Origin of the sequence: Undibacterium sp. YM2, from assembly GCF_009937975.1 — a bacterium.
GTDB lineage: Bacteria > Pseudomonadota > Gammaproteobacteria > Burkholderiales > Burkholderiaceae_D > Undibacterium.
In genome coordinates this window covers 6,244,397-6,267,321 of record NZ_AP018441.1, presented here as the reverse complement: position 1 = coordinate 6,267,321, position 22,925 = coordinate 6,244,397, and the positions used below count along the sequence as shown (strand labels likewise).

Genomic DNA, 22,925 nt, shown 5'->3' with positions numbered 1-22,925 from the left:
CAGTCCACATGATTTTCTGGATTGGCATACACTAGAACTCATTTTCTAATGAGCAAAACAGATATCGCCATGACAACTCAACGCGCTCCCGACCTGAAAACCGTGCTGCTGGCCAGCGGTATTGTGATCACCTTGTCCATGGGTGTCAGGCATGGTTTTGGTTTCTGGATGCAACCCATCTCACAACAACACGGCTGGACCAGAGAAACCTTCTCGATGGCGATGGCCATGCAAAACCTGATGTGGGGCGTGTTTGGCCCACTCGCAGGCATGGTGATAGACAAGGTAGGCACGACCAAAATGATGGTGCTGGGTGCATTTTTGTATGCGGCCGGTTTGTTATGGATGGCGCTGATAGACCAGCCTGTGCTGTTCATAGTCGGCACCGGGATACTGATAGGTGCTGCACTGGCCTGTACTTCGTTCGGCGCAGTCAGCGGCATCATAGGCCGCACGGCACCGCTGGAAAAACGTTCCTGGGCTTTTGGTATTTCTTCTGCTGCGGGCTCCTTTGGCCAGTTCGTCATGATGCCGATAGAACAGCAATTGATAGACCGCGCAGGCTGGCAAAATGCCTTCTATGTACTGGCAGCCCTGGTCATTTTGCTGATGGTGCCTATGGCAATGAAGTTGCGTGAACCGGCACTGCAACAAGTTACAGGCCCGCAGCAAAGTATCAGCGAAGCGATACGTGAAGCCTTTGCCTACAAGCCTTTTTTGCTGCTGGTAGCGGGCTATTTTGTCTGCGGCTTCCAGCTGGTTTTCATCGGCGTACACATGCCTGCGTATCTGAAGGATAAAGGTGTCATGGACCCCAGCGTGGCAGTGTATGCGCTGGCACTGATTGGCCTGTTCAATATCTTTGGTTCTTACTATGCCGGCAAGCTGGGCGGCATGTTCCCTAAACCTTATCTGCTGTCGGGCATCTATCTGGCGCGCAGCCTGGTCATTGCCCTGTTCTTGCTGGCACCGCTGTCACCGTATTCTGTGTATCTTTTTGCCGCAGCATTGGGCTTGTTATGGTTATCTACCGTGCCACTGACGAATGGTGTCATTGCCGGGATTTTTGGCGTCAAGTATTTGTCGATGCTGTCTGGCTTTGTGTTTTTCTCGCATCAGGTCGGCAGCTTTATCGGTGTCTGGCTGGGTGGCTATATTTACACCAAGACCGGCAGCTACAACATGGTATGGGGCATCGTCCTGGGTCTGGGTATTTTTGCAGCACTCGTGAATTTGCCTATCAGCGAAAAACCGATAGTCCGCACGGGTGAAGCTGCGGCCTGAACAAAGTCGAACAACTCATGACCAAACAATTATCACGCAGATTATTGCGGCTACTGTGGGGCAGCATCATCGTTGTAGTGCTGGCCCTGGTGTTTATCGCCTATCTGCGTCCGTCTTTTGTACTTGACCTGGCGAATCGTTTTGTCATGTGTTGAAGACCCATTTTTGCTACGCACTTTTAGCGCCTCAGGGCGCTATTTTTTTGCCTGGGGTGAACGATATATTAGCTTTACGGTCTGCTACACTGTGTTTCCTTTTGATCAAAGATTTTGGTAAAACTACATGAACAAACATCTACTGCTCATTTTGCTTGGTACTGCGCTGGCCAGTCCTGCCACTTATGTCACAGCCGCACCAGCTGATTCTGCCAGCGTCACGCCGAAAAAGACCGCTGGCAAACTGGCTGACAACCCCTTTGCCAGTGCCAGCAAACTGCCTTACCACTATCCGGCTTTTGACCAGATCAAGAATGAACATTACGGCCCTGCCTTCACCGAGGGCATGCGCCAGCATGCTGCCGAAATCGCCCTCATCGCGGGCAGCCATGCCGCCCCTACCTTTGACAATACCGTGGTCGCCATGGAACGTGCGGGCCAGATGCTGAACCGGGTTTCCATCGTCTTTTTCAGCCTGACCGGTGCGAATACCAACCCTACGCTGGAAGCCCTGTCACGCGACCTGGCACCCAAGCTGGCGGCCCATCAGGACCAGATTTTCCTGAATGCGCGCCTGTTCCAGCGTATCAGCAAATTATATGAAGCACGCCAGGCATTGAAGCTGGACGCAGAATCCGGCCGCCTGCTGGAACGCTATTACACAGACTTTGTACGGGCTGGTGCCAAGCTGGGTGACAAGGACAAGCAAAAACTCAAGAGCCTGAATGCCCAACTGGCCAGCCTGGCGACCAAGTTCAGCCAGAATGTACTGAAAGAAACCAATGCCTCGGCCATCATTGTTGATAGCAAGGCTGAGCTGCAAGGTTTGTCTGAAGAAGAAATCGCCAGCGCGGCTGAAGCCGCCAAGACACGTGGCCTGAAAGATAAATTCGTGATACCGCTCATGAATACTACCGGCCAGCCTTTTGAAGCCAGCCTGGCTAACCGCGCCCTGCGCCAGCGCCTGCATGAAGCATCGGTCAACCGTGGTAGCCATGGCGGTGAATTTGATAACCGCCAGGTCGCGATAGACCTGGCACGCCTGCGTGCCGAACGTGCAACCCTGCTCGGTTATGCCAACCATGCCGCCTATGGCCTGGAAGATGAGACCGCCAGGACCACCACCGCAGTCAACAAGATGCTGGGCGAGCTGGCACCGGCTGCAGTGAATAACGCCAAAGCCGAAGGCGCAGAGCTGCAAAAAATCATCGATGCGCAGCAAGGTAATTTCAAACTGGCAGCATGGGACTGGGCGTTTTATACCGAGCAATTACGCAAAGCAAAATACAGCTTTGACGACAGCCAGTTGCGCCCTTACTTTGAATTGAAGAATGTGCTGGAAAACGGTGTCTTCTTTGCTGCCACCAAACTGTATGGCATCACTTTCAAAGAACGCACTGACTTGCCGGTGTATCACCCCAGCGTCAAGGTGTATGAGATATTTGATGCAGATGGCAAGAGCATGGCCTTGTTCATCGCCGACATGTATGCGCGCGACACAAAACGTGGCGGTGCCTGGATGAATGCCTATGTAGAGCAGTCCACGCTGTTTGGCACCCACCCTGTGCTTGCCAACCATCTCAATATCCCGCAACCACCAGCGGGCCAACCTACCCTGCTGACCTTTGATGAAGTGCGCACGGCCTTCCATGAATTTGGCCATGCCCTGCACGGTTTGTTCTCGAATGTGAAGTACCCGCGTTTTTCTGGCACCAATGTACCGCGTGACTTTGTCGAATATCCATCCCAGGTTAACGAGATGTGGGCAACCTGGCCTGAGGTATTAAAAAACTATGCCAGGCACTATCAAAATGGCGAAGTGATACCGCAGACCCTGGTGGATAAAATCACGGCAGCCAATAAATTCAATCAGGGTTTTGCAACGACAGAGTACCTGGCAGCATCGCTGCTGGACCAACGCTGGCACCAACTGACACCGGCTCAGATACCAAAAGATGCGCTGGCCTTTGAAGCAGACGCATTGAAACAGGCTGGTGTCGATTTTGCCCCGGTGCCACCACGCTACCGCAGCACTTACTTCTCGCATATCTTTGGTGGCGGCTATTCAGCCGGTTACTATGCTTATCTGTGGAGTGAAGTATTGGATGCCGAGAGCGTGGAATGGTTCAAGGAAAATGGTGGTTTGAACCGCAAGAATGGTGACTGGTTCCGTCAGCAATTATTGTCCAAGGGTGGCAGCATGGACCCGCTGGAGTCTTTCCGTAATTTCCGTGGACGCGAACCAAAGATAGAACCTTTGTTGATACGTCGCGGCTTGCAATCAGGCTCTAAATAAGTTGTGTAGACAGTGCTCGATCCTTGATGAAATAAGCGCAAGTTTTTTCTCACTGACAAGCGCGATCAGTTCTCAGCAAAGAATTGGCTGGGTGTCTGGTCAAACTGTTTGCGGAACATGGTAGAGAAGGCACTGGGGCTGTCATAGCCCAGTGCCAGGGCGACGTCGATGATTTTCTCACCCGTCGCCAGCAATTCCAGCGCCCGCAGCAAGCGGGCCTGTTGCCGCCATTGACCAAAGGTCATGCCGGTTTCTTTCACGAACAGGCGCTGTATGGTCTTCACATCCACGGCCAGGCGTTGCGCCCAGTCAGCCATGGTGGAAGTGTCATCCAGGTGTTGCTGGAGCAACCCGCAAATCCTCAACAAACGCGGGTCGGATGGCATTTGCAAATGCAAGGGCAACACAGGCAGGACACGTATTTCGTCGAGGATCAGACGCATGACACGGCCATCGCGGCTATCAGGTATATAGGGCAAATCGGGCTGACTTAATTCCATGGCAGCGCGGATCAGCTCGCGCAATAAGGGAGAGATACCGACTGCCTGGGTAAAGCCGGGTAAACCGGAGGCCGCATCCGTCGCCACTGTCACGCTGCGCATGTGCACTTCTCCTATGCAGCGTATCTCATGCGTCATGCCAGCCACCATCCAGATGGCACGAGTGGGCGGCACCACCCAGCGACCGACTTCCGTCTGCACCACCATCACGCCACGTACTGCATAAATCAGTTGATGCCTGGCATGCAGATGCGGCGCAATGTGCCAGTTGGCTGGATAGTCAGTAGCCCTGCCACTGACAGGTGAAGGCAGCTCATCAATTTCTTTAAGCGCTTGAGCCAGGGCCTTGGGCTTGCGGGATGTATCCATGTCCTTTTCTCAAGGGTTGTTGGCGGATTGGCGCGAGACAGGCTACGCGGTACACAGGATAATTCTGCCATACCGGACTCAAGGCACCGGTGCAGACGGCCCTGCTTCACAGACGGCGGGCCGCTTCCATTCTAAAGTGAAAGCCATCTCCATGACAATTTCTGCAACAGCATCTGACACCAGCGGGCCCACCGCACTCCCGGCAAAGAACAAACCTGCTTTTGGCATCCTGGGTGCCATCAGCAGTGCGCACATGATCAACGACATGATGCAGTCGCTGATACTGGCGATGTATCCTATCCTGAAGGGTGAGTTCTCGCTGAGCTTCAGCCAGGTAGGGCTGATCACCCTGACCTATCAGTTGACGGCTTCGCTGCTGCAACCGCTGGTGGGTGTTTTTACCGACCGCCGGCCACAACGATATTCACTGCCTTTCGGCATGACATCAACATTGATCGGCCTGATACTGCTGGCCTTTGCCCCCAGCTTTGGCTTCGTGCTGCTGGCCGCCGCCTTTGTCGGCATAGGATCGTCCATCTTCCATCCTGAATCTTCCCGCATTGCACGACTGGCTTCGGGCGGGCAGCATGGGTTTGCCCAGTCGGTGTTCCAGGTCGGTGGCAATATGGGTACGGCCATAGGACCATTGCTGGCGGCCATCGTGATCGTGCCTTATGGTCAGCGCAGTGTGGCCTGGTTCGGACTGGCCGCCATACTGGGCATAGGACTGCTGCTACAAGTGAGCCGCTGGTATGCAGCACACCACATTGCCTCTGCTGGTAGCAGGAAACCTGTCAACGTGGCACCGTATTCCCGCAAGGTGGTCATAGGTGCTATCGCGATCTTGCTGATACTGATTTTTTCAAAGTATTTCTACGTTGCGGGCATCAGCAGTTTTTACACCTTCTACCTGATGGAACGTTTTGGCCTGACGGTGCAGAACGCGCAGTTGCATCTTTTTTTCTTCCTGTTTGCCTCTGCCCTGGGTACGGTGCTGGGTGGGCCTGTCGGTGACCGCATAGGCCGCAAGCCTGTCATTTGGGTATCCATACTGGGTGTAGCACCGTTCGCGCTGATGCTGCCGTATGCCAATCTGTTCTGGACCACGGCGCTGACGATTGTGATCGGGCTGGTGCTGTCTTCAGCGTTCTCCGCTATCCTGGTGTATGCGCTGGAACTCATGCCGGGCAAGGTGGGCATGGTGTCTGGCCTGTTCTTCGGTTTCGCCTTCGGCATGGGTGGACTGGGTGCTGCGGTGCTGGGTATTTTTGCGGACAGAACCAGCATTGCCTTTGTCTATCAGACCATAGCCTACCTGCCGCTACTGGGTGTGGTGGCTGCGTTGTTACCCAGGGAGGTACGACGCGTCTAGACTGGCAAGGACAGATTTACCGTTTCAAAACCTGCTAGTTCGCAGAGCCTCAGAATCGATTTTATTTGTCAGCCAGAGTGCTTCTCAAATTTTGATTCAGAATCTTGATTCATAAAACAGGAAGGGGACACGATCATGTGTCCCCTTCCTGTTTGTATATTCTGGTTTGTTGTTCAGTTAATCAGGATACTGAACTTCAAACTGATTACTCAAGCTTCCAGACAAAATCAACCTTGGCCCATAATTGATCAGCTTTGCCATCCTTGGTGCCTGGCTTGAATTTGCATTGACTCAGGGCGGTCAGTGCTGCCTTGTCCAGGCTCTTGGAGCCGCTGGATTTTTCGACCTTGGATTCAACGACCTTGCCATCTGCCGCAATCAGGAAACCCATGGTGACAGTGCCGGTTTCTTCATTCATCAGTGCTGCTTTTGGATACTTGGGTGGTTCGCAGGACTTGCTGTCCATGACAGGAGCAGTTTCTGCGGCCATGACGGAGGCACTGGCACATAACAACAAGGATGAGATGAGTAAGGATATTTGTGGTTTCATAGGACTCTTCTTATGCATTTTCTATTCAGTATAAAAAACTTCCAACAGATTTCAAGGCTAGACACTATTCGCAACAATTGCGGTTTTCAGCAGCGCTGATTGATGTCAGGCCACTGAAAATCAGCGATATCAAAATTCTTCCCATTCATCAGCGCTGTTTGCGGCAGCTGCTTTTTTGGGTGCTGCCTTGGCTGCGGGTAAAGATTTGACTGCGCTACTTCTGGCTTTGGTTTTGATGGAAGCCACAGGTTCAACACGGCGCACGGGTGCCGGAGCAGGTGTTGCCGGAGGGGCAATGTACTGGCTGCGTTCACCAGCATGCAATTTAAAGACGCTGACCACTTTCGCCAGTTCAGAAGCCTGGTCTTGCAGGCTTTGGGCTGCGGCGGCAGCCTGTTCAACCAGGGCGGCATTTTGCTGTGTCATGCCATCCATTTCTATGATGGCGTGATTGACGTGCTCAATGCCCACGCTTTGCTCCTGGCTCGCTGCACTGATTTCGGCAATGATGTCGGTCACATGTTTAACACTGGAGACTACCTGGTCTATCGTGACACCTGCCTGGCCAACCAGCTTGGTACCGATTTCGACTTTCTCGACCGAGGTACCGATCAGTGTCTTGATTTCTTTGGCGGCTGCAGCGCTGCGTTGTGCGAGATTACGCACTTCTGCCGCAACCACGGCAAAACCACGGCCCTGTTCACCGGCGCGGGCAGCTTCTACCGCAGCATTCAAGGCCAGGATATTGGTCTGGAAAGCGATGCCGTCAATGACGCTGATGATATCGACAATTTTCTTCGATGATTCATTAATGGAACCCATGGTATCAACCACCTGGGCCACCACAACACCACCCTGGCGCGCCACTTCAGATGCGGAGGCTGCCAGTTGATTGGCTTCACGCGCATTGTCGGCATTTTGTTTGACCGTAGTGGTCAGTTCTTTCATCGATGAGGTAGTTTTTTCCAGCGAGCTGGCCTGCTGCTCGGTACGGGAGGACAAATCCAGGTTGCCCGTCGTGATTTCACTCGATGCCGTGGCGATAGTGTCAGTACCATTGCGTACCTGCGCAACGATGTTCACCAGGCTGTCGCGCATGTTTTTCATTTCATACAGCAGGCTGTCTGCATCACCAGATTTCAGATTGATAGGTGCAGTCAGGTCACCGGCAGCAATCTGGCCAGCAATAGTGGCAGCATAATCTGGCTCACCGCCGAGTTGCCTGAGCAAGCTGCGGCTGATCATGAATGCAGCAAAGATGCCAGCAGCGACGGCGAGAGCGCCCAGTATGCTCATCATGCTGGTCGCAGCTTTAAATGCCGAACTTGCTTCTTCTGCCGTCTGAGTGTTGAGCTTGTCTTCCAGTGCAACGAGTTCATCCAGCGTATCCAGCCATTTTTTCTGTACCGGGCGCAGTTTCTTGATCAGGGTGATGGTCGCAGCCTCGGCATTATTCGCCAGGCCCAGTTCCTGCGCTTTGGCTGGCAAGGCGGCAGCAGCAGTTTCTGCTTCCTTCAGCTTCGCCAGCAAGGTTTTTTTCTCGCCAGAGGCATTGCCGTCTTCAGTTGCCATTTTGCTCAACTTTTCGTCAGCTGCCGCATACTGTTTGGATTGTTCGGCAATCTTTTTCAGTTCGGGCTCCATGTCTCCCGCATCATTCAACAGAGTCAGGTTACGCAAAGACACCATGCGGTCATATACGATCGCACGCATATCCAATGCCAGACGGGTCTCGGCATTGCTGACATTCACTATCTTCTCCAGTCGCCCCTGAATCTGGGACATTCTTGAAATGCCGACGATGGTCACGGCAATTAAAAACGTCAAAACCAGAGCAAAGCCCAGTCCCAGACGCCTACTTACGGTCATTTTTGATAAATTCATTTGCTTGGCTGGTGTGAAAAATGGTTGAGGAAGATGGGAACAAAGATGTTACAAATTACTACTTCACTTGCTTATCATTGCCGGAAAAATTACCATCAGGCTACTTTATCTTATTAATGCATGATATAGCGTGCATTTATTGAAAGTACGATGCTTATTCAGCGGAAAAGCAATAGATAAAGTTAGAAATATACTCGAATTTTGCTCGGTAGCAAGGGCTTTTTGCGTGCGTTTTCGCTCAAGAAACTGACTACAAGCCGCAATTTATTTCCATTTAGACAGGTATAAAAGTTTGCTTATTTTTTATGCAGCTTAACTATACTTGCCGCAGTTGTCCGACGACTGAATTTTGTTCACAAATTTCACGATTTCTCCATGGCAATATCGCTTTATTGAAAAATCATCATGTCTCTGAAATAGAAGGAAAAATTTCGTTAAAGAAAGAAAATTTATTTTCAGGATTTCTGCCAAATAGTAAAAATTTGAAAAAAAACCCGGACAAGTCCGGGTTTTTTTATGACTGAAATTGGCGTATCAGTATTTGTATTGCGCTGTTACATAGAAGGTGCGGCCCAGAGGGTCAGTATAGCGACCATCGTAACCAACCTGATTACCACCACCGGTGTTACGGATAGTGAATGGTGGATCGACATTGAACAAATTGCGGATACCGCCAGTGATCGTCAGATTCTTCATAGGCTTGGCCTGGAGCTGATAATCAAAAGTCGTGTAGTTGCTGACATCACGGTTCATATCGACATAGCCACCAACGCTGCCATCGGCATTCACGGAACGTACATAGCCATCATCAGCAGATGCGACTTTGTCATGGTAGCCGGAACGGTAGTTCATGGTGACGCTATGGGTGTATTGCTCGGATACTTTCAGGGAAGCGACCAGCCTGGAAATGATACGGAAAGTCACATCATCATAAGAATCAAAACGACCTATGCTGCTTTCTTTCTTGGCACCTGGCACATCTTTTTCTGCTGTCAGCATGTAAGTACCGGACCAGTTCACGCTCAGCTTGCCGATAGGTGTCGCTGATTTAAGTGTCGCATCCCAATCCACACCGGAATAACGGGAGCTGGCCAGGTTCACAGGACTACGGTTTGCCACCAGAACTTTGGATTTCTGGATAGGATCGTAGTACAGGGAAATGTATTGATCAGCCAGTGAAGGTGTCGTGAAAATCAGATCCTGAGACAATTTCTGGATCTGGTTTTTCAGTTTCACATCCCACCAGTCCAGACCCAGGGACAGGTTGCTGGTTGGTTCGAGGCGGAAACCGAATGCTGCCTGTTTGGATTCTTCTGCTTTCAGTGCATCTGCACCTGTGCTTGGATTACCTTTTTTCAACAGACCGTATTCAGACGTGCCACGGCAGTATGGGAAACGTGGATCAGTTGCCTTGGTGATAGGGCAAGGGAAGAAGTTCGAAGAACCATCGTTTTTCAATGGATCAGAAATATCATTCAGTGTAGGTGCCTTGAAGCCTGTACCGTAAGAGCCGCGCAGCATCAGGCTCTGGACTGGCTGGTAACGTGCAGACAATTTGTAGGTTGCCTTGGAAACCGACACACCCTGGGTACCAGGTTGGGAAGCATTGCCATTGACGTCATAGCTGACATTGTCTTTCTTGACGGCGTCGTAGCTGTCATAACGCAAAGCTGCTGTGACATCCATGTTCTTGATGACAGGCATCAGCAACTCACCGAAAGCACCCCAGCTCTTGCGGGAAGCAACCAGACCCTGGGAACCGGTGGAACCACCGATGATCACGTCTGTCCATGCCGGATGTTGCGGGCCAGGGCCTTGTACCAGCTCGCTAGGCGCATCATTGAATGACTGCTTGGTGGTATCCGCACCCAGACCCAGTTGGGCCTTGCCGCCACTCATATCAAACAACTCTTTGGAAGCGTGAGCACTCAGGACATCAATCTTGGATTTGGTGACACTGAGGTTTTCGTTCAACACTGCCGGTGCCAGGATGGCAGATGCATTGGCATTGACGATGTAAGGGTTATAAGCACCGGATTTGACCAGGGCATCAAAACGGTTAGCACTCATGTAACCGGAAACAGCGTCATCTTTCTCTGTATTCTCAGAGTGTGTATAGCTGGCGCTCAAATCCCAGCCCAGATAGTTGCTGTCTATTCCCAGAACCAGATGACGTGCCTCAGTTTTATAGTCGTCGGCACGGCCGCCTGCATCACGTGCGCGGAAGTAAAAGAATGCATCCGTTACATCAGCAGGATTGATACCTTGTCCTGCAAGCAGTGGTACGACGGATTTGTTATAGGCACCGATGTAATTCGGGTTGATGACCTTCTGACCTGTGACCGGATCGGTACTGAAAGTCGTCAGAGGCTGGGCCGGCGCTGCATAGCGTGCCTTGTTGGAGAAGTTGGACATGACCAGTTCACCGAACAGGGTAGTGTCCTTGCCTATCTTCAGGTTACCGGAAGCGAAGAAGCTGTCACGTTTCAGTTCTGGCAGCAATTGTACGGTAGAGGCATAGTCATAACGGCAAACACCACCACGCTCGAAAGTGCTGGGGCCATTACATTTGCCAGTGTTCACCAGATCAACCGAGAAGGTTGCGTTATTGCCCTTGGAATCATAGATATCGGCATTCGCAGGTATCGAGTTGATACTGGTTTGCCAGGTGGCGTACATCTTGCCATCTTTCATGAACTTCTGGACGCCGGAATTGGCGAAGCTGCGCTGAGTTGCTTCCAGCGGCTTTTGTTCGTCATGGCTATAGGCAAACAAGACATTGAAGCCGTCTTTTTCAGGATCGCCAAAGCCTTTGGAAATAGAGAAGTTACCGCTACGGCCACCGCTTTGCTGCGGGCTGGTCAGGGTTGCTTCTACATTCAGGTCAGTCTGGTTCTTTTTGAGGATGAAGTTGACGACACCGGCAATCGCATCAGAGCCATACAATGTGGAAGCACCGTCAGTCAGGATCTCGACGCGCTCAACGGCAGACAGAGGAATACTGCCAAGGTTGACGGCACTACCTGTGCCATATGGCGCCATGCGGCGGCCATTCAACAATACCAGGGTGTAGTCAGTACCGATTGCATGGATAGAGGCAGACTGACGACCGGCACCACCACCATTGACGGAAGTGGATGCAGTGATAAAGCCCTGCATGGCAGGAAGGGCAGCGACGAGGTCGGCCACATTATTTGCACCGCTTTGTTCGATGTCTTTACGGCTCAGAGTTTGCACAGGCAATGCGCCTTCTTGTGCTATCCGTTTGATCGAGGAACCGGTAATTTCTACTTTTTGTACGTCTTGCGACATCGCTGGCTGTGCCAGCAAACCTGCACCGACCGCGACACCACCCAGGAACATCAGGCGTACTGATCGGGCCAACATTTTTTCTACCATGACTAAACCCCCAAAAATGTAACTAATGAGCGAGGCTGCCTGGACAAGATCCCGGTTGGTAACCAGAACCCCCTATTTGCCCACAGCAGCCAGATTTCTTTTTTAGATTTTTTCTGCCGGAAAATGATCAAAAGCAATTCGTCGCAATTTGTTCATCATTTGTCTGTTTCAATTACCGCCGCATTTTCCGAAAAAAAATCTCCTTGTCATGGAACCATTTGAAAACTTTGATGTCAAGACCGCTCATTTCGTTTGGAAAACGTAAATTTTCTTGCCTTTAAGTGAAATTGTTAAAAATGTGCATGTCATAAATTTACGCAAGATCAACTGTTGTGTAATAACGTCGGCCTGCGATATTTATATTTAATTTAGCCAATTATTCATATCCAAGAATTTGCACGCGGCTAAAACCTGAAATGACAGGATAAAAAATGGGCGTTTATAGACCTTGCACCATTTTGGACTTTAAATGCCCTTGCTTTTTTCATCATCTGAAATTTGTATGTACAATTTCGACTGATTTCAGCAATTTGAGAAACGGAACAATCTTTCCGACAAGTACTATAGAGAGCTTCATTCAATTACTTGAGCTGTCTCTTAATGACAACACGTTATGCTTCAGGCATAAAATGTTATGTGTTTTAGTAACAACTTTCTTTCCCTAGTCACCGTCATCAAATTGGAATACGCGTGCTTAAATTGGCAATAAGTCACCAAAAAGCCAGCAAATCCCGCACATGCTTAGTCAATAATGTGTGGCCTGTCTCAGCAATTGTGGAGGCGGCAAGCCTATGGGAGCATTTGATACTTCGGGCAGATTTGTCAATCCAACCGGTACTCTTGCAAACTCAATGCACGGTGTTGACCAGGTCATTCAAGTCATGCCGGTAGGCTGCAGGGGTATTACCTGTCCAGTCCTTAAATGCCCTGATAAAGGAATTCACTTCCTGAAATCCCAGGAGGTAAGCAATTTCTCCCTGAGAAACAGAGGCAGTGCTCAGATAATGCAGCGCCAGTTGCTGGCGCGTGGCATTGAGTATGTCCTTGAAACTGGTGGATTCTTCACTCAGTTGCCGCTGCAGGCTACGCTTGCTGAGGGCCAGATGTCTGGCAACCGACTCTATCGAATATTCACCTGCTGGTAATCCCTCCAGCAATACTGCCCTGACACGCTCACTGATCTTTGCCGTCGCATCAAGTGTCGATAGACGCTTGCGCAAACCCGGCTCGAAATATCCCCACATGGCTTCATTGGCAGTCAGGAAGGGTCTGGCTGCATCCTGGGCAGAAAATGTCAGCCTTATGAGTGCCCCTTTTTTTGGCGGGAGGCCAAAGTATGCGGCATAGTCGTCCAGGTTTGCGGGCACCTCCGGCAGCATCACCTCCAGCGGAATGACACGGTAGCGTGTGCCCAGGCGAATGAGTTGCGTGAGAAAGACCAGCTCTGTCATCGCCAGACTCTTGGGAATATGGCCTTCATTGCCATAGCACTCCAGCGTAATGACAGTTTTGGCCTGCCCGGCCTGCACGTTCAGTGTCATTGGCCCGACCAGCTTCTTGAATGCAGACAAGCGCTGCATGGCGACATTGAGGTTGGGGCTGCACAAGCTCGCGAAAATCGGTGGGTCAAATGCTTCAACCGAGATGGCCGCGCCAACCAGCAGCGGCAGTGATGCTACTCCAGCCGAGGTCTCTATGGCTTGCCACAAGCCGAAATACTGGGCTGCAGTAATCGTGCTGTCCTTGCGCGTAAACAGGTCTGCCGGCAACTGCGCCAGACGCAGCAAGTGATCGGGGTTGAGACCCATGTCGCTGAGCAGCAGTCGCCAGCCAGGCTGGACAGAGAAATGGGTCGCTCTCTTCATTTTTTTCAGTTCACCCTGCTAAGGTTGACGCTCAAGGCTTGGGAATCTGCCCACTGTCTATCATTTGCTGAAACATATCCTGAATTGTAACTTGCAAGGGACGGTAAGACATCCCAAGCTCGCGGATGCTCTTGCCATTGTCTGCCCGCCAGGCATAAGCAACATTTCTGGAGATCATTTTGCGCGTGATGCTTTTGTCAGCAAGAGGCGCGACCAGCCAGACCAGCCATTTTGGCAGGATGCGGCGCGGTACCGGGTAGGCATTGTATTTCGGCAGCAGGCCCTGGGCTATCATGGGCAGCGAGCTGTCATGTCCTGAAACGATATGGCGTCCTTTGGCGTCTGGCAGATAGGCAGCGCGCAGATGAGCTTCGGCCACATCACGCACATCGACGGCACCACAGCCTATATCGGGGATACCGGCCTTCATGTGCCCGTCCCCAACTGGCGGACGAAATTGAAACTTTCCGAAGAAGTGGCTTGCGTACTCAAGCCGGGACCAAGAATGAAGCTGGGGTTGATGACAACCAGGCTCCAGCGGGTCTGCTGTTTCGCGATTTCCCATGCCAACTGTTCGGCTACCGTCTTAGAGTACGAATAGGGTACATGTTGCAATGAAGAGCTGGTATTCCAGATGTCTTCGGTCAATACCTGGCCGGGCGTGTTGGCAACATCTGCACAGTCGCCATAAATGGCGGCACAACTGCTGGTCAGCACCACGCGTGTTACTGATGCGGTTTTGCTGGCTGTTTGCAGCACATTTTGTGTCCCTAGTTTTGCCGGATCGACGAGATCCTTCTGGGCATCGCTGACGTCCAGCCTGAATGGGGAAGCAGTATGAAAAACGATTGAGCATCCCTGCATGGCTTCTGCATAGGACCCCTCGTCAAGCAAGTCAGCTTTGAAATAACGTATGCTGCCCGGCAATTTAAGAGCCATCTGGTCCAGATGGGCAAGTTTTGCTGCATCCCCGGGGTTACGGACGGCAGCATGGACGGTCACACCTTCTTCCAGCAATCGTTTCACTATCCACCCAGCGACATAGCCGGTAGCGCCAGTCACCAGGACAGGTTTGGTCTTGTCTATATTCAGCATGCTTTGCTCTCACAGGTTTCAATGTTTCAATTCATGGAAATGCCTGCCATGCAACAGCTCTGGCGGCGGCTTTGATTGACATTTTCCCCTGAGACTTGCATGCGGGCACTATCAAAGCGCGCCACATGATATGCAATGCACGCCATGGACATGACGGCCATAACCATGCCGTATGCAGATACACATACGCATGCCGCAGGTCATAAACAAAAACCCCCACAAGCAAGCTTGTGAGGGTTTTGTCTTTCAACCTGCCTTGGTACTGGCATCACCAGCGCAAACCTGGTGATGCCGGAACTCAAGCCATGCTGTCAGTTACGTCAACATTAGAATGTGTAACGTCCACCGATGTTCCAGTAACGGCCAACTGCGCCGGACTGATGCAGGGATGGGTTGTAGTTGATACGACCATAAGTCTGGACGTCCAACGGTGCCATCTTGTCGAACAGGTTGGTGATGGATGCTGTGAATTCCAGGTTTTTGGAATATTTCCATTTACCGAACACGTCAACTGTCGTGAAGGAAGCAATACGGCAACCGAGGTAAGGCTTACCGTTGGCATCAACGTCGAGGCAGTCGCCACCGATTTCATTGGTGTCGCTGATACTGGATACATGGTTGATGTTACCGGACAATGTCCAAGGACCACGTTCCCAACCCAGGCTGACGCTGACTTTAGTACGTGGAGTACCGCCGTCACCAGACAAGTTCACGTCACCGTGAGTACCAGCAAATTCATGCGTAGTACCATCGGCATCAGTTCTCTTGAACTCGTTCATGTAAGTAACAACCAGACCAGCATTCAACTTGCCGTTGCTGCCCATGTCATACTTCGCACGCATATCCAGATCCAGACCGGAAGTTTGTGTCTTACCAGCATTCAGGTAAGGCGCTTTCACCATCAGGATAGGACCAACCAGGCCAGGGAAGTTGGTTGTTGGTTCGCCACGGACGATTTGTGCATCTGGGTAGCCAGCTGGATTGTTAACAATCGCACCTGGGTCAGAACCACCGATTTCGCCGTCACGGACAATTTTCCACCAGTCCAGGGAGATGCTGAAATTCTTGATCGGTTCTACAACCAGACCAAGGCTGTAGCTCTTGGAAGTTTCAGGCTTGATGTTTTTGTTGCCGATTGTGATAGCACCAACTTGTTGTGATGAGCAATCAGCTGGCAGTTTAGTGACAGCGCAACGGATAGGATCGCTGGCAATGTTGGTAAATGCAGCTACAGCGGAATCACCGTTCTCTGCCGCGCTAGGAGCACGGAAGCCTTCAGCATACGTACCACGGAATGCGACGGTATTGGTAGGCGTGAATTTGAAGCCGGCTTTAGGCGTAGTGGAACGGCCATAGTCAGAATATTTATCTGAACGGGCAGCCAACTGGAATTCCAGGGTTTTCAAAACTGGAATAGCCAACTCTGTGTAGATCGCGCTAACGTTGCGTGAACCTTTGGCAGCAGAGTAACCCAGACCAGCGATGTCATTCGTGTTAGTGAATGGTGTTGCTTCGCTGTTGGTTTCTTCTTTACGGTACTCAGCACCTACGGCAATCGCCAATGGACCACCTGGCAATTGTGTCAGTTCACGTGTTGCTTTGAAATCGACAGAAGTGCTCTTCGTCACACCAGAGTTTTTCAAAGTTGGAGAAACCAGTGCCAGAACTTCAGGTGTATTTACACGACCTTGGCCAATACGGAAAGTACCATTCGCCACTGCTGCTTTCAAAGCAGATTGACGGTAGTAACCGTTTTGAGTCTTGTCTGTTTTGCTTTCAGCATACAGGAAGCCTGCATCGTAATCCCACTCAGCAACTGTGCCTTTTACGCCAGCCAGGAAACGGGTAACAGTTGTTTCCAGATCGGCAGTACGTGGACGTGCAGCGTCAATCCAGCGTGGACGTGCGCGCGCATCAGCAAATGGATTGTCTGGATGGCCGATAGGCAGCAACAACTGGTCAGGACCTGTACCAGTATTGTTGACACGTGCATTGACCAGATCGAAACCTGCGCCAGTCAGGCCAGATGGTGTAGTCTGTGTTTTTGCCTTGCTGTTGAACAAACCGAGTTCTGTGTAAGCTGTAGTTTTGTCATTGATGGCAAAAGTACCGCGTGCGTACAGATTCAGGTTTTGTGTTTCTGGCTGAATAGTCTGGTAGGCGACTGGGTCAAACAAGCAACCACCACCAGCATTATCCAAAGATGTGCCGCCAACTGGATCCAGATTTGCTGCAGAGCAAGTGCCTGGCAATTGTTGAACACCGCGACCAGCGATAGTGCCGCCAGTTGCACTTACTGGACGTACTGTACCCAGCATATTGCTACCACCGGCATTCCCGGAAGTGATGAAACCACCGCGTTGATCACGGCCACCCCATGGACGTGCATCAGCCTGGCCGATGTAGTCACTGCGGTCTTTTTGCCAGATTTTTTCTTGTTTCTTCGCATCAATCGTCATGAAGACGTTGTACTTGTCTTGTTGCAGATTACCGAAACCGATCGCAGCGGATGCGCTCAGGTTGCGGCCATCGCCACGGGAAGACTGGCCGATATTGGCGGCAACAGATTGACCAACGTAGTTTTGACGCAGGATCACGTTAACCACGCCAGCGATAGCGTCAGAACCGTAAATCGCGGATGCGCCATCTTTCAGTATCTCGATACGGTCAACTGCATCCAGAGGGATGGAGTTCAAATCGACGAAGCTGCGTTGACCGTCATCACCGAAACCATACGGTGCTGTGCGGCGGCCATTGATCAGCACCAGAGTGGAGCTGACGCTCAGACCACGCAGGGAAACGCCGGAAGCACTACCAGCGAAACCGTTAGTGAAAGAGCCACTGATACTACCGTTATTGTCGGCAGAGATACTGCGGACCACATCAGCGATAGAAGTTTTACCTGTTTGTTCGATGTCTTTGCGGCTCAGAATTTGAGTCGTTGCAACACCTTCTGTTTCAGTACGTTTAATACTGGAACCGGTAATTTCAACTTTCTGTACACCTTCTTGTGCGAAAGTTGGTTGAGCCATCATACCCATGCTCAACAACAAACCACTGGAACAGATCAGTCTTACCGATCTTGAAATTGTTTTTTCTTTTATCACTATTGCGCTCCGTTCTTTATATGTTCTAAACAAAATCCGGCAAAAACCAAACAAACTTTGCCAGATTGCAAAATTACCAAATAATATGGAAATTTTTTTTTACGCGTGGGAAATTCTGAGAAATTACTTTCAAAAAATTTGCCTCAGCATGAGAACATTTAAGAGATTCCATTGTCAATATTGATAGAATGCATGCAGCAAAAAAACAACAAGATGGAATTATGACAAGCTGCAGACATAGTGCAGTGTCTGCTTTTGACTATGGAAACAGAGGGAAGTTCCGCAGAAAGCTGAAATTTTTAAATTAGTAGTGATCAATGGAAACATTGCCACTAAATAAATATTTTCCGAATACCCCATCCTTTTTGGGATGGGGATAGTCCGGGAAAATTTTGCACCAAAATGTATCAAAATAAAACAGTTTGTACCACTGAATAGTTTATTTTGACTATATTTAACTGAAATTCCTGCAACTTTCTCATCTAAACGACTGCTCAATACAGGAAATACAAACAAAAAACCCCGGCGCACCGGGGTTTTTTGTTTGCCTGAGCTACCGGCGAATACGGAAAACTTATTTTGCCGAGGCTTCTGCAGAAGCTGCTGCGGGTGCAGCTGCCTTGACTTCAGGTTCCTTGAATTTGGCACCACCGGCATTGGCCAGGTGAACAACTGCACGGGCAACTTCAATATCATCCAGGTCAGGATTACCGCCTTTGGCCGGCATGGCACGCAGGCCACCCAAAGCATTGGCAACTACCTTGTCATAACCCTGGGCAATGCGTGGGCCCCAGGCTGCAGCATCACCAAATTTGGGAGCACCAGCAGCGCCGCTGTCATGGCATGCAGAGCAGATGGTTTTATAGACTGTTTCACCAGATTGCAAAGTCTTGGGACCATTGGCATCCTTGAAATTGAAACCCTGGTCAGCCACTGGGGCGATACGGGCAGCAACAGCCTCTGGCGTCAGTGCAGACGAACCTGCGCCGACTTTTTTGTCATTCGATACATACTGTACCAGCAAGACAATGGCGATAATGGGGACCAGGAATCCGGCAAGAACTGCAACGATGAGTTGCTTAGGGGTCTTGATCGCTGATTCGTGTTCGTCGTGCGCGTCGCTCATGGTTTCCTCAATGCAAATAAATTAGATACAGAAAATCTGTTTGCCTATGCTGGCAGGCAAGTTAAACCGCAGATGCCAAAGCTTGGGATTATAGTGCGAAAGCATCGTGTTTGGAATGAAAAGCAGCCTGTACCAGTCAAGATTCGGGAAAATCTGGCTGCTTTAACGACAATTTCCCTGCTTTGATACGCAAGGTCTGGCTCAATTTGGGTTAGAATGTTGCCCTTGCATCACCCTGTATCACTTGTGCATGTCCATGCATAATTTACGCGCCAGTAGCTCAGTTGGATAGAGTACAGCCCTCCGAAGGCTGGGGTCGCACGTTCGATTCGTGTCTGGCGCGCCATAATTTTCTTGCCCCTTTTCCCTGTCCCCTGCTGCACTTGGCATTTTTGTATGTCCGGGTTGCTTTTCTTGATATATTTGTACTAAGCTTGACTGCTTTAGGTTTGCATCACGGTTCCTGCCATGCCTGGTCATACAGGTGCCGCCCCTCATTGCTTGGTATTTACTATATTCATAAAGGTCACTACATGAAATCATCGCGCATGCAACTCAGCAGCTTGAGTCTGTCCCTGGCATTGGCTTTCACTACCCTGGTGCATATCCCGCCCGCCATCGCGGCTGAAAATGCGGCGGCAGCCAAAGCCGCGCTGCCAGCCGGCGTGCAGTTTGTGCGTCAGGTCGAGGGCATAGATGAATACCAGTTGGCGAATGGCATGCGTGTCTTGCTGGTACAGGACGCCAGTAAACCGACAACAACTGTCAATATTACCTACCGTGTGGGCTCACGCCATGAAAATTATGGCGAAACCGGCATGGCGCATTTGCTCGAACATCTGATGTTCAAGGGCAGCAAGGCCCATCCGCGCCTGTGGGAAGAAATGTCGCAACGCGGCGTGCAATTCAATGGTACAACCTGGCTGGACCGCACTAATTACTATGAAACCTTTGCGGCCAAGCCTGAAACCCTGGCCTGGGCCATCAGCATGGAAGCTGACCGCATGGTCAATTCCCGCATTTCTGGTGAAGACTTGAAGACAGAATTCTCGGTCGTGCGCAATGAAATGGAAAAGAATGAGAATTCCGGCGTCGGCATCCTCATGCAGCGTATCATGTCAGCCGCCCATCAATGGCATAACTATGGCAAGGACACCATAGGCGCGCGTACTGACGTCGAGAATGTCAATATCCCGCACCTGCAAGCCTTCTGGCGTAAATATTACCAACCTGACAATGCCACCCTGATCGTGGCGGGTGCCTTTGATGCCAAACAGGCGCTGCAATTGATTGCCACCCAGTTTGGCAAAATACCGAAGCCAAAACGTGCACTGGAAACCACGTATACATTAGACCCTGTGCAGGATGGCGAGCGCGATGTCATCGTGCGCCGCGTCGGTGATTCACAAGTGATCGCTGCCCTGTATCACACCGTGCCTGCAGCCCACCCAGATTATGCTGCGACAGAAGCGCTGGCGCTGATCCTCGGTGACACACCGAATGGCCGTCTGTATAAAGCCCTGGTTGAAACCAAGAAAACTGCGGATGTCTTCCCTTGGGCAGCCAATCTCGAGGAACCAGGCTTTTTGATGCTGGGGGCAAACTTACGTACCGAGCAAAATCTGCCAGAAGCCAAGAAGATATTGCTGGAAACCATAGAGAGCTTCGACAAGTCGCCAGTGACTGAAGCAGAACTGGCAAGGGCAAAAGCCAAGCTGGATTCAGATATTGCCCAGGTATTCAATGACCCTGAAAAATTTGCCGTATCCCTGTCTGAAAACATCGCCTCTGGCGACTGGCGCCTGTTCTTCCTGTTCCGTGACCGCGTCAAGGCGCTCAAAGTGGATGATGTACAACGCGTTGCCACTACCTGGCTCAAATCCAGCAACCGCACCTCGGGCAGTTTTATCCCTACTGAAAAACCTGACCGCTCTCCAGCGCCTGCCAAGGTTGCAGTGGATGAGCAGATCAAGCAATTCAAACCCGGCGTAGCAATCGCCCAGGCAGAAAACTTTGTCGCCTCTGCCGACAATATCGACAAACGTACAGTGACGGGCGCACTCAGCAATGGCATGAAATATGCGCTGCTGCCCAAGACCACACGCGGCAATACTGTCGTGCTGTCCATGCATATCAACCTGGGTGATGAAAACAGTTTGAAAGGCAAAGCCGGTGCCGCCGAGCTGGCTGCTGCCATGCTCAGCCGTGGTACAGAAAAACTCAGCCATCAGCAATTTACGGAAGAACTCGACAAGCTCAAGGCCAAGCTGCAAATCAATGGCAATGCGACCATGGTGAATGTCCAAGTAGAAACCATACGCGACAATCTGCCACGCGTACTGGAACTGGTACGCGATGCCCTGCGCCAGCCCGCTTTCAATGAAGCTGAATTCACGCAACTGTTGAATTCGCAACTGGCACAACTGGAAGAGTCCCGCAAAGAACCACAATCAGTCGCTGTTGATGCCGGTAAAAAAGCCCAAAACATTTATTCCAGCGATGACCCGCGCTACTATCGCAGCATCGATGAACAAATTGCCTACCTGAAAACGGCCAAACTGGCCGATGCCAAAGCATTCTGGAAAGAGTTCTATGGTGCCAATCATCCAGGCCAGGCGCAAATTGCCGTAGTGGGTGAGTTTGATGCCAACAAGGTAAAAGCGGAATTGCAAACGGCCTTTGGCGACTGGAATACGCAGAAAAAATTCACCCGCGTTGCCCGACCTTATCAGGCCACCAAGGCAGATGATAAACAAATCATCACACCGGACAAGGCAAACGCCTTCTTCTATGCTGGCATGCAACTGCCGCTGGGCATCAAGCACCCTGATTACCCTGCGCTGGTTTTGGGTAACTACCTGCTGGGTGGCAGCGCCAATTCACGCATACTGAACCGCATCCGTCAAAAAGATGGGGTCAGCTATGGTGGTGGTTCCGGCTTCAATGCTTCTGCACTCGATGAAGTAGCGACTTTCTCAGTAGGCGCTATTTATGCACCGCAAAACCGTGCCAAGCTGGAAACCGGCATACGCGAAGAAATCAACCGTGTACTGACTGAAGGCTACACACAGGCAGAACTGGAAGATGGCAAGAAGAGCCTGATCCAGCAATACCAGCTCGAACGCAGCCAGGACGCCGCACTGGCACCGACATTGGCGAACAATCTCTACCTGGGCCGCAATATGCAATACCGTGCTGAAGTAGAGAAAAAGATACAGGCATTGACCGTGACACAGGTAAAAGAAGCCATGGCCAGACACCTGGGATATGAAAAAACCGTGCGCGTATTTGCGGGTGATTTTAAATAATTAGTTTTAGTAGTTTTTAAGAACTGGGCTTGCACATGATTCTGTGCAAGCCTTTTTCATTACTTCTCCTGATTGCTCATCATGCTCAACACCACCACTGAAGCTTACCAGTTGCTGTCACACCTTGGCGCAACAGAACGCCTGCTTGCCCATGTCAAACTGGTCGGTGAAGCGGCAGATTTGCTGATCGCACAATTTGAAGACATGGGCCTGGCATTCGATGCAAATCTGATACGTCTTGGTGCCGCCATCCATGACGCCGGGAAAATCCTGCATCCCAATGAACTGGATGGCCCCGGCTCACTGCATGAGCCTGCTGGTGAAAAAATGCTGCTGGAACAAGGCGTGCAGAGTATCGTCGCCCGCTGCTGTGTGACTCACGCACAATGGCAGGGAGAAGGCTTGAGCCTGGAAGAATTAGCCGTCGCCACTGCTGACAAGTTATGGAAGGGCAAGCGCGAGGCTGAGCTGGAAATGAAACTGATACAGGCTATCGCACGGCAAAAGCAAGTCAATCACTGGGATATTTTCACCATGCTTGACGACGCATTTGAAACCATAGCCGCTGGTGGCAGCGACAGACTGGAACGCAGCAGATATCCAACTAGCGCTTAA

General features: G+C 51.0%; 15 protein-coding genes and 1 tRNA gene. 7 read left to right on the top strand and 9 right to left on the bottom strand.

Annotation, left to right across the window (positions count from 1 at the left end; translation table 11 throughout):
* The first annotated feature begins 69 nt into the window (after positions 1–69).
* From UNDYM_RS28765 to UNDYM_RS28760, 3 genes are all read left to right on the top strand, one after another.
* Entirely contained in the window at positions 70–1,284 is a 1,215-nt protein-coding gene (locus UNDYM_RS28765; protein ID WP_162044228.1) for an MFS transporter, read from the top strand.
* A 17-nt stretch (positions 1,285–1,301) separates the two neighbouring features.
* The gene (locus tag UNDYM_RS30280) at positions 1,302–1,439 is read left to right on the top strand and encodes a hypothetical protein (RefSeq protein WP_174244972.1); all 138 of its coding nucleotides are present in this window, start codon (positions 1,302–1,304) and stop codon (positions 1,437–1,439) included.
* A 127-nt stretch (positions 1,440–1,566) separates the two neighbouring features.
* A complete protein-coding gene (locus UNDYM_RS28760) occupies positions 1,567–3,735 on the top strand; it encodes a M3 family metallopeptidase (protein WP_162044227.1) in 2,169 nt (722 codons plus the stop codon).
* Positions 3,736–3,800: 65 nt separating this feature from the next.
* Here UNDYM_RS28760 and UNDYM_RS28755 read toward each other — a convergent pair whose 3' ends face one another.
* Positions 3,801–4,604: a helix-turn-helix domain-containing protein gene (locus UNDYM_RS28755; RefSeq protein WP_162044226.1), complete on the bottom strand. Its 804-nt coding sequence runs from the start codon at positions 4,602–4,604 to the stop codon at positions 3,801–3,803.
* Between the two features lie 151 nt (positions 4,605–4,755).
* Here UNDYM_RS28755 and UNDYM_RS28750 point away from each other — a divergent pair, with 151 nt between their 5' ends.
* Complete coding sequence (locus UNDYM_RS28750) at positions 4,756–5,976, top strand: MFS transporter (protein ID WP_162044225.1); 1,221 nt, start codon at positions 4,756–4,758, stop codon at positions 5,974–5,976.
* Positions 5,977–6,181: 205 nt separating this feature from the next.
* On the opposite strand, the gene UNDYM_RS28745 is transcribed toward UNDYM_RS28750, so the two are convergent.
* The 8 genes from UNDYM_RS28745 to UNDYM_RS28715 all read right to left on the bottom strand — a co-directional run bounded on the left by UNDYM_RS28745 (position 6,182) and on the right by UNDYM_RS28715 (position 19,002).
* Complete coding sequence (locus UNDYM_RS28745) at positions 6,182–6,466, bottom strand: energy transducer TonB (protein ID WP_370529152.1); 285 nt, start codon at positions 6,464–6,466, stop codon at positions 6,182–6,184.
* A gap of 189 nt (positions 6,467–6,655) precedes the next feature.
* The gene (locus UNDYM_RS28740; protein WP_162044223.1) at positions 6,656–8,395 is read right to left on the bottom strand and encodes a methyl-accepting chemotaxis protein; all 1,740 of its coding nucleotides are present in this window, start codon (positions 8,393–8,395) and stop codon (positions 6,656–6,658) included.
* 549 nt (positions 8,396–8,944) lie between these two features.
* Positions 8,945–11,797, bottom strand: a complete 2,853-nt coding sequence (locus UNDYM_RS28735; protein ID WP_232063635.1) for a TonB-dependent receptor domain-containing protein — start codon at positions 11,795–11,797, stop codon at positions 8,945–8,947.
* 860 nt (positions 11,798–12,657) lie between these two features.
* The gene (locus tag UNDYM_RS28730) at positions 12,658–13,674 is read right to left on the bottom strand and encodes an AraC family transcriptional regulator (protein ID WP_162044221.1); all 1,017 of its coding nucleotides are present in this window, start codon (positions 13,672–13,674) and stop codon (positions 12,658–12,660) included.
* 31 nt (positions 13,675–13,705) lie between these two features.
* Positions 13,706–14,104, bottom strand: coding sequence for a hypothetical protein (locus UNDYM_RS30920; RefSeq protein WP_232063634.1), 399 nt, complete (start codon positions 14,102–14,104; stop codon positions 13,706–13,708).
* Complete coding sequence (locus UNDYM_RS30915) at positions 14,101–14,769, bottom strand: NAD-dependent epimerase/dehydratase family protein (RefSeq protein ID WP_232063633.1); 669 nt, start codon at positions 14,767–14,769, stop codon at positions 14,101–14,103. The genes UNDYM_RS30920 and UNDYM_RS30915 overlap by 4 nt, the downstream gene beginning before the upstream one ends.
* 326 nt (positions 14,770–15,095) lie before the next feature.
* Positions 15,096–17,804 (bottom strand): TonB-dependent receptor, encoded by a 2,709-nt coding sequence (locus UNDYM_RS28720; RefSeq protein ID WP_232063632.1) that lies wholly within the window; start codon positions 17,802–17,804, stop codon positions 15,096–15,098.
* Between the two features lie 646 nt (positions 17,805–18,450).
* Entirely contained in the window at positions 18,451–19,002 is a 552-nt protein-coding gene (locus UNDYM_RS28715) for a cytochrome c5 family protein (protein WP_162044220.1), read from the bottom strand.
* Between the two features lie 269 nt (positions 19,003–19,271).
* Here UNDYM_RS28715 and UNDYM_RS28710 point away from each other — a divergent pair.
* From UNDYM_RS28710 to UNDYM_RS28700, 3 genes are all read left to right on the top strand, one after another.
* Positions 19,272–19,348: transfer RNA gene (locus UNDYM_RS28710), tRNA-Arg, on the top strand.
* Between the two features lie 187 nt (positions 19,349–19,535).
* Positions 19,536–22,310: a pitrilysin family protein gene (locus tag UNDYM_RS28705; RefSeq protein WP_162044219.1), complete on the top strand. Its 2,775-nt coding sequence runs from the start codon at positions 19,536–19,538 to the stop codon at positions 22,308–22,310.
* Between the two features lie 81 nt (positions 22,311–22,391).
* Entirely contained in the window at positions 22,392–22,925 is a 534-nt protein-coding gene (locus UNDYM_RS28700; RefSeq protein WP_162044218.1) for an HD domain-containing protein, read from the top strand.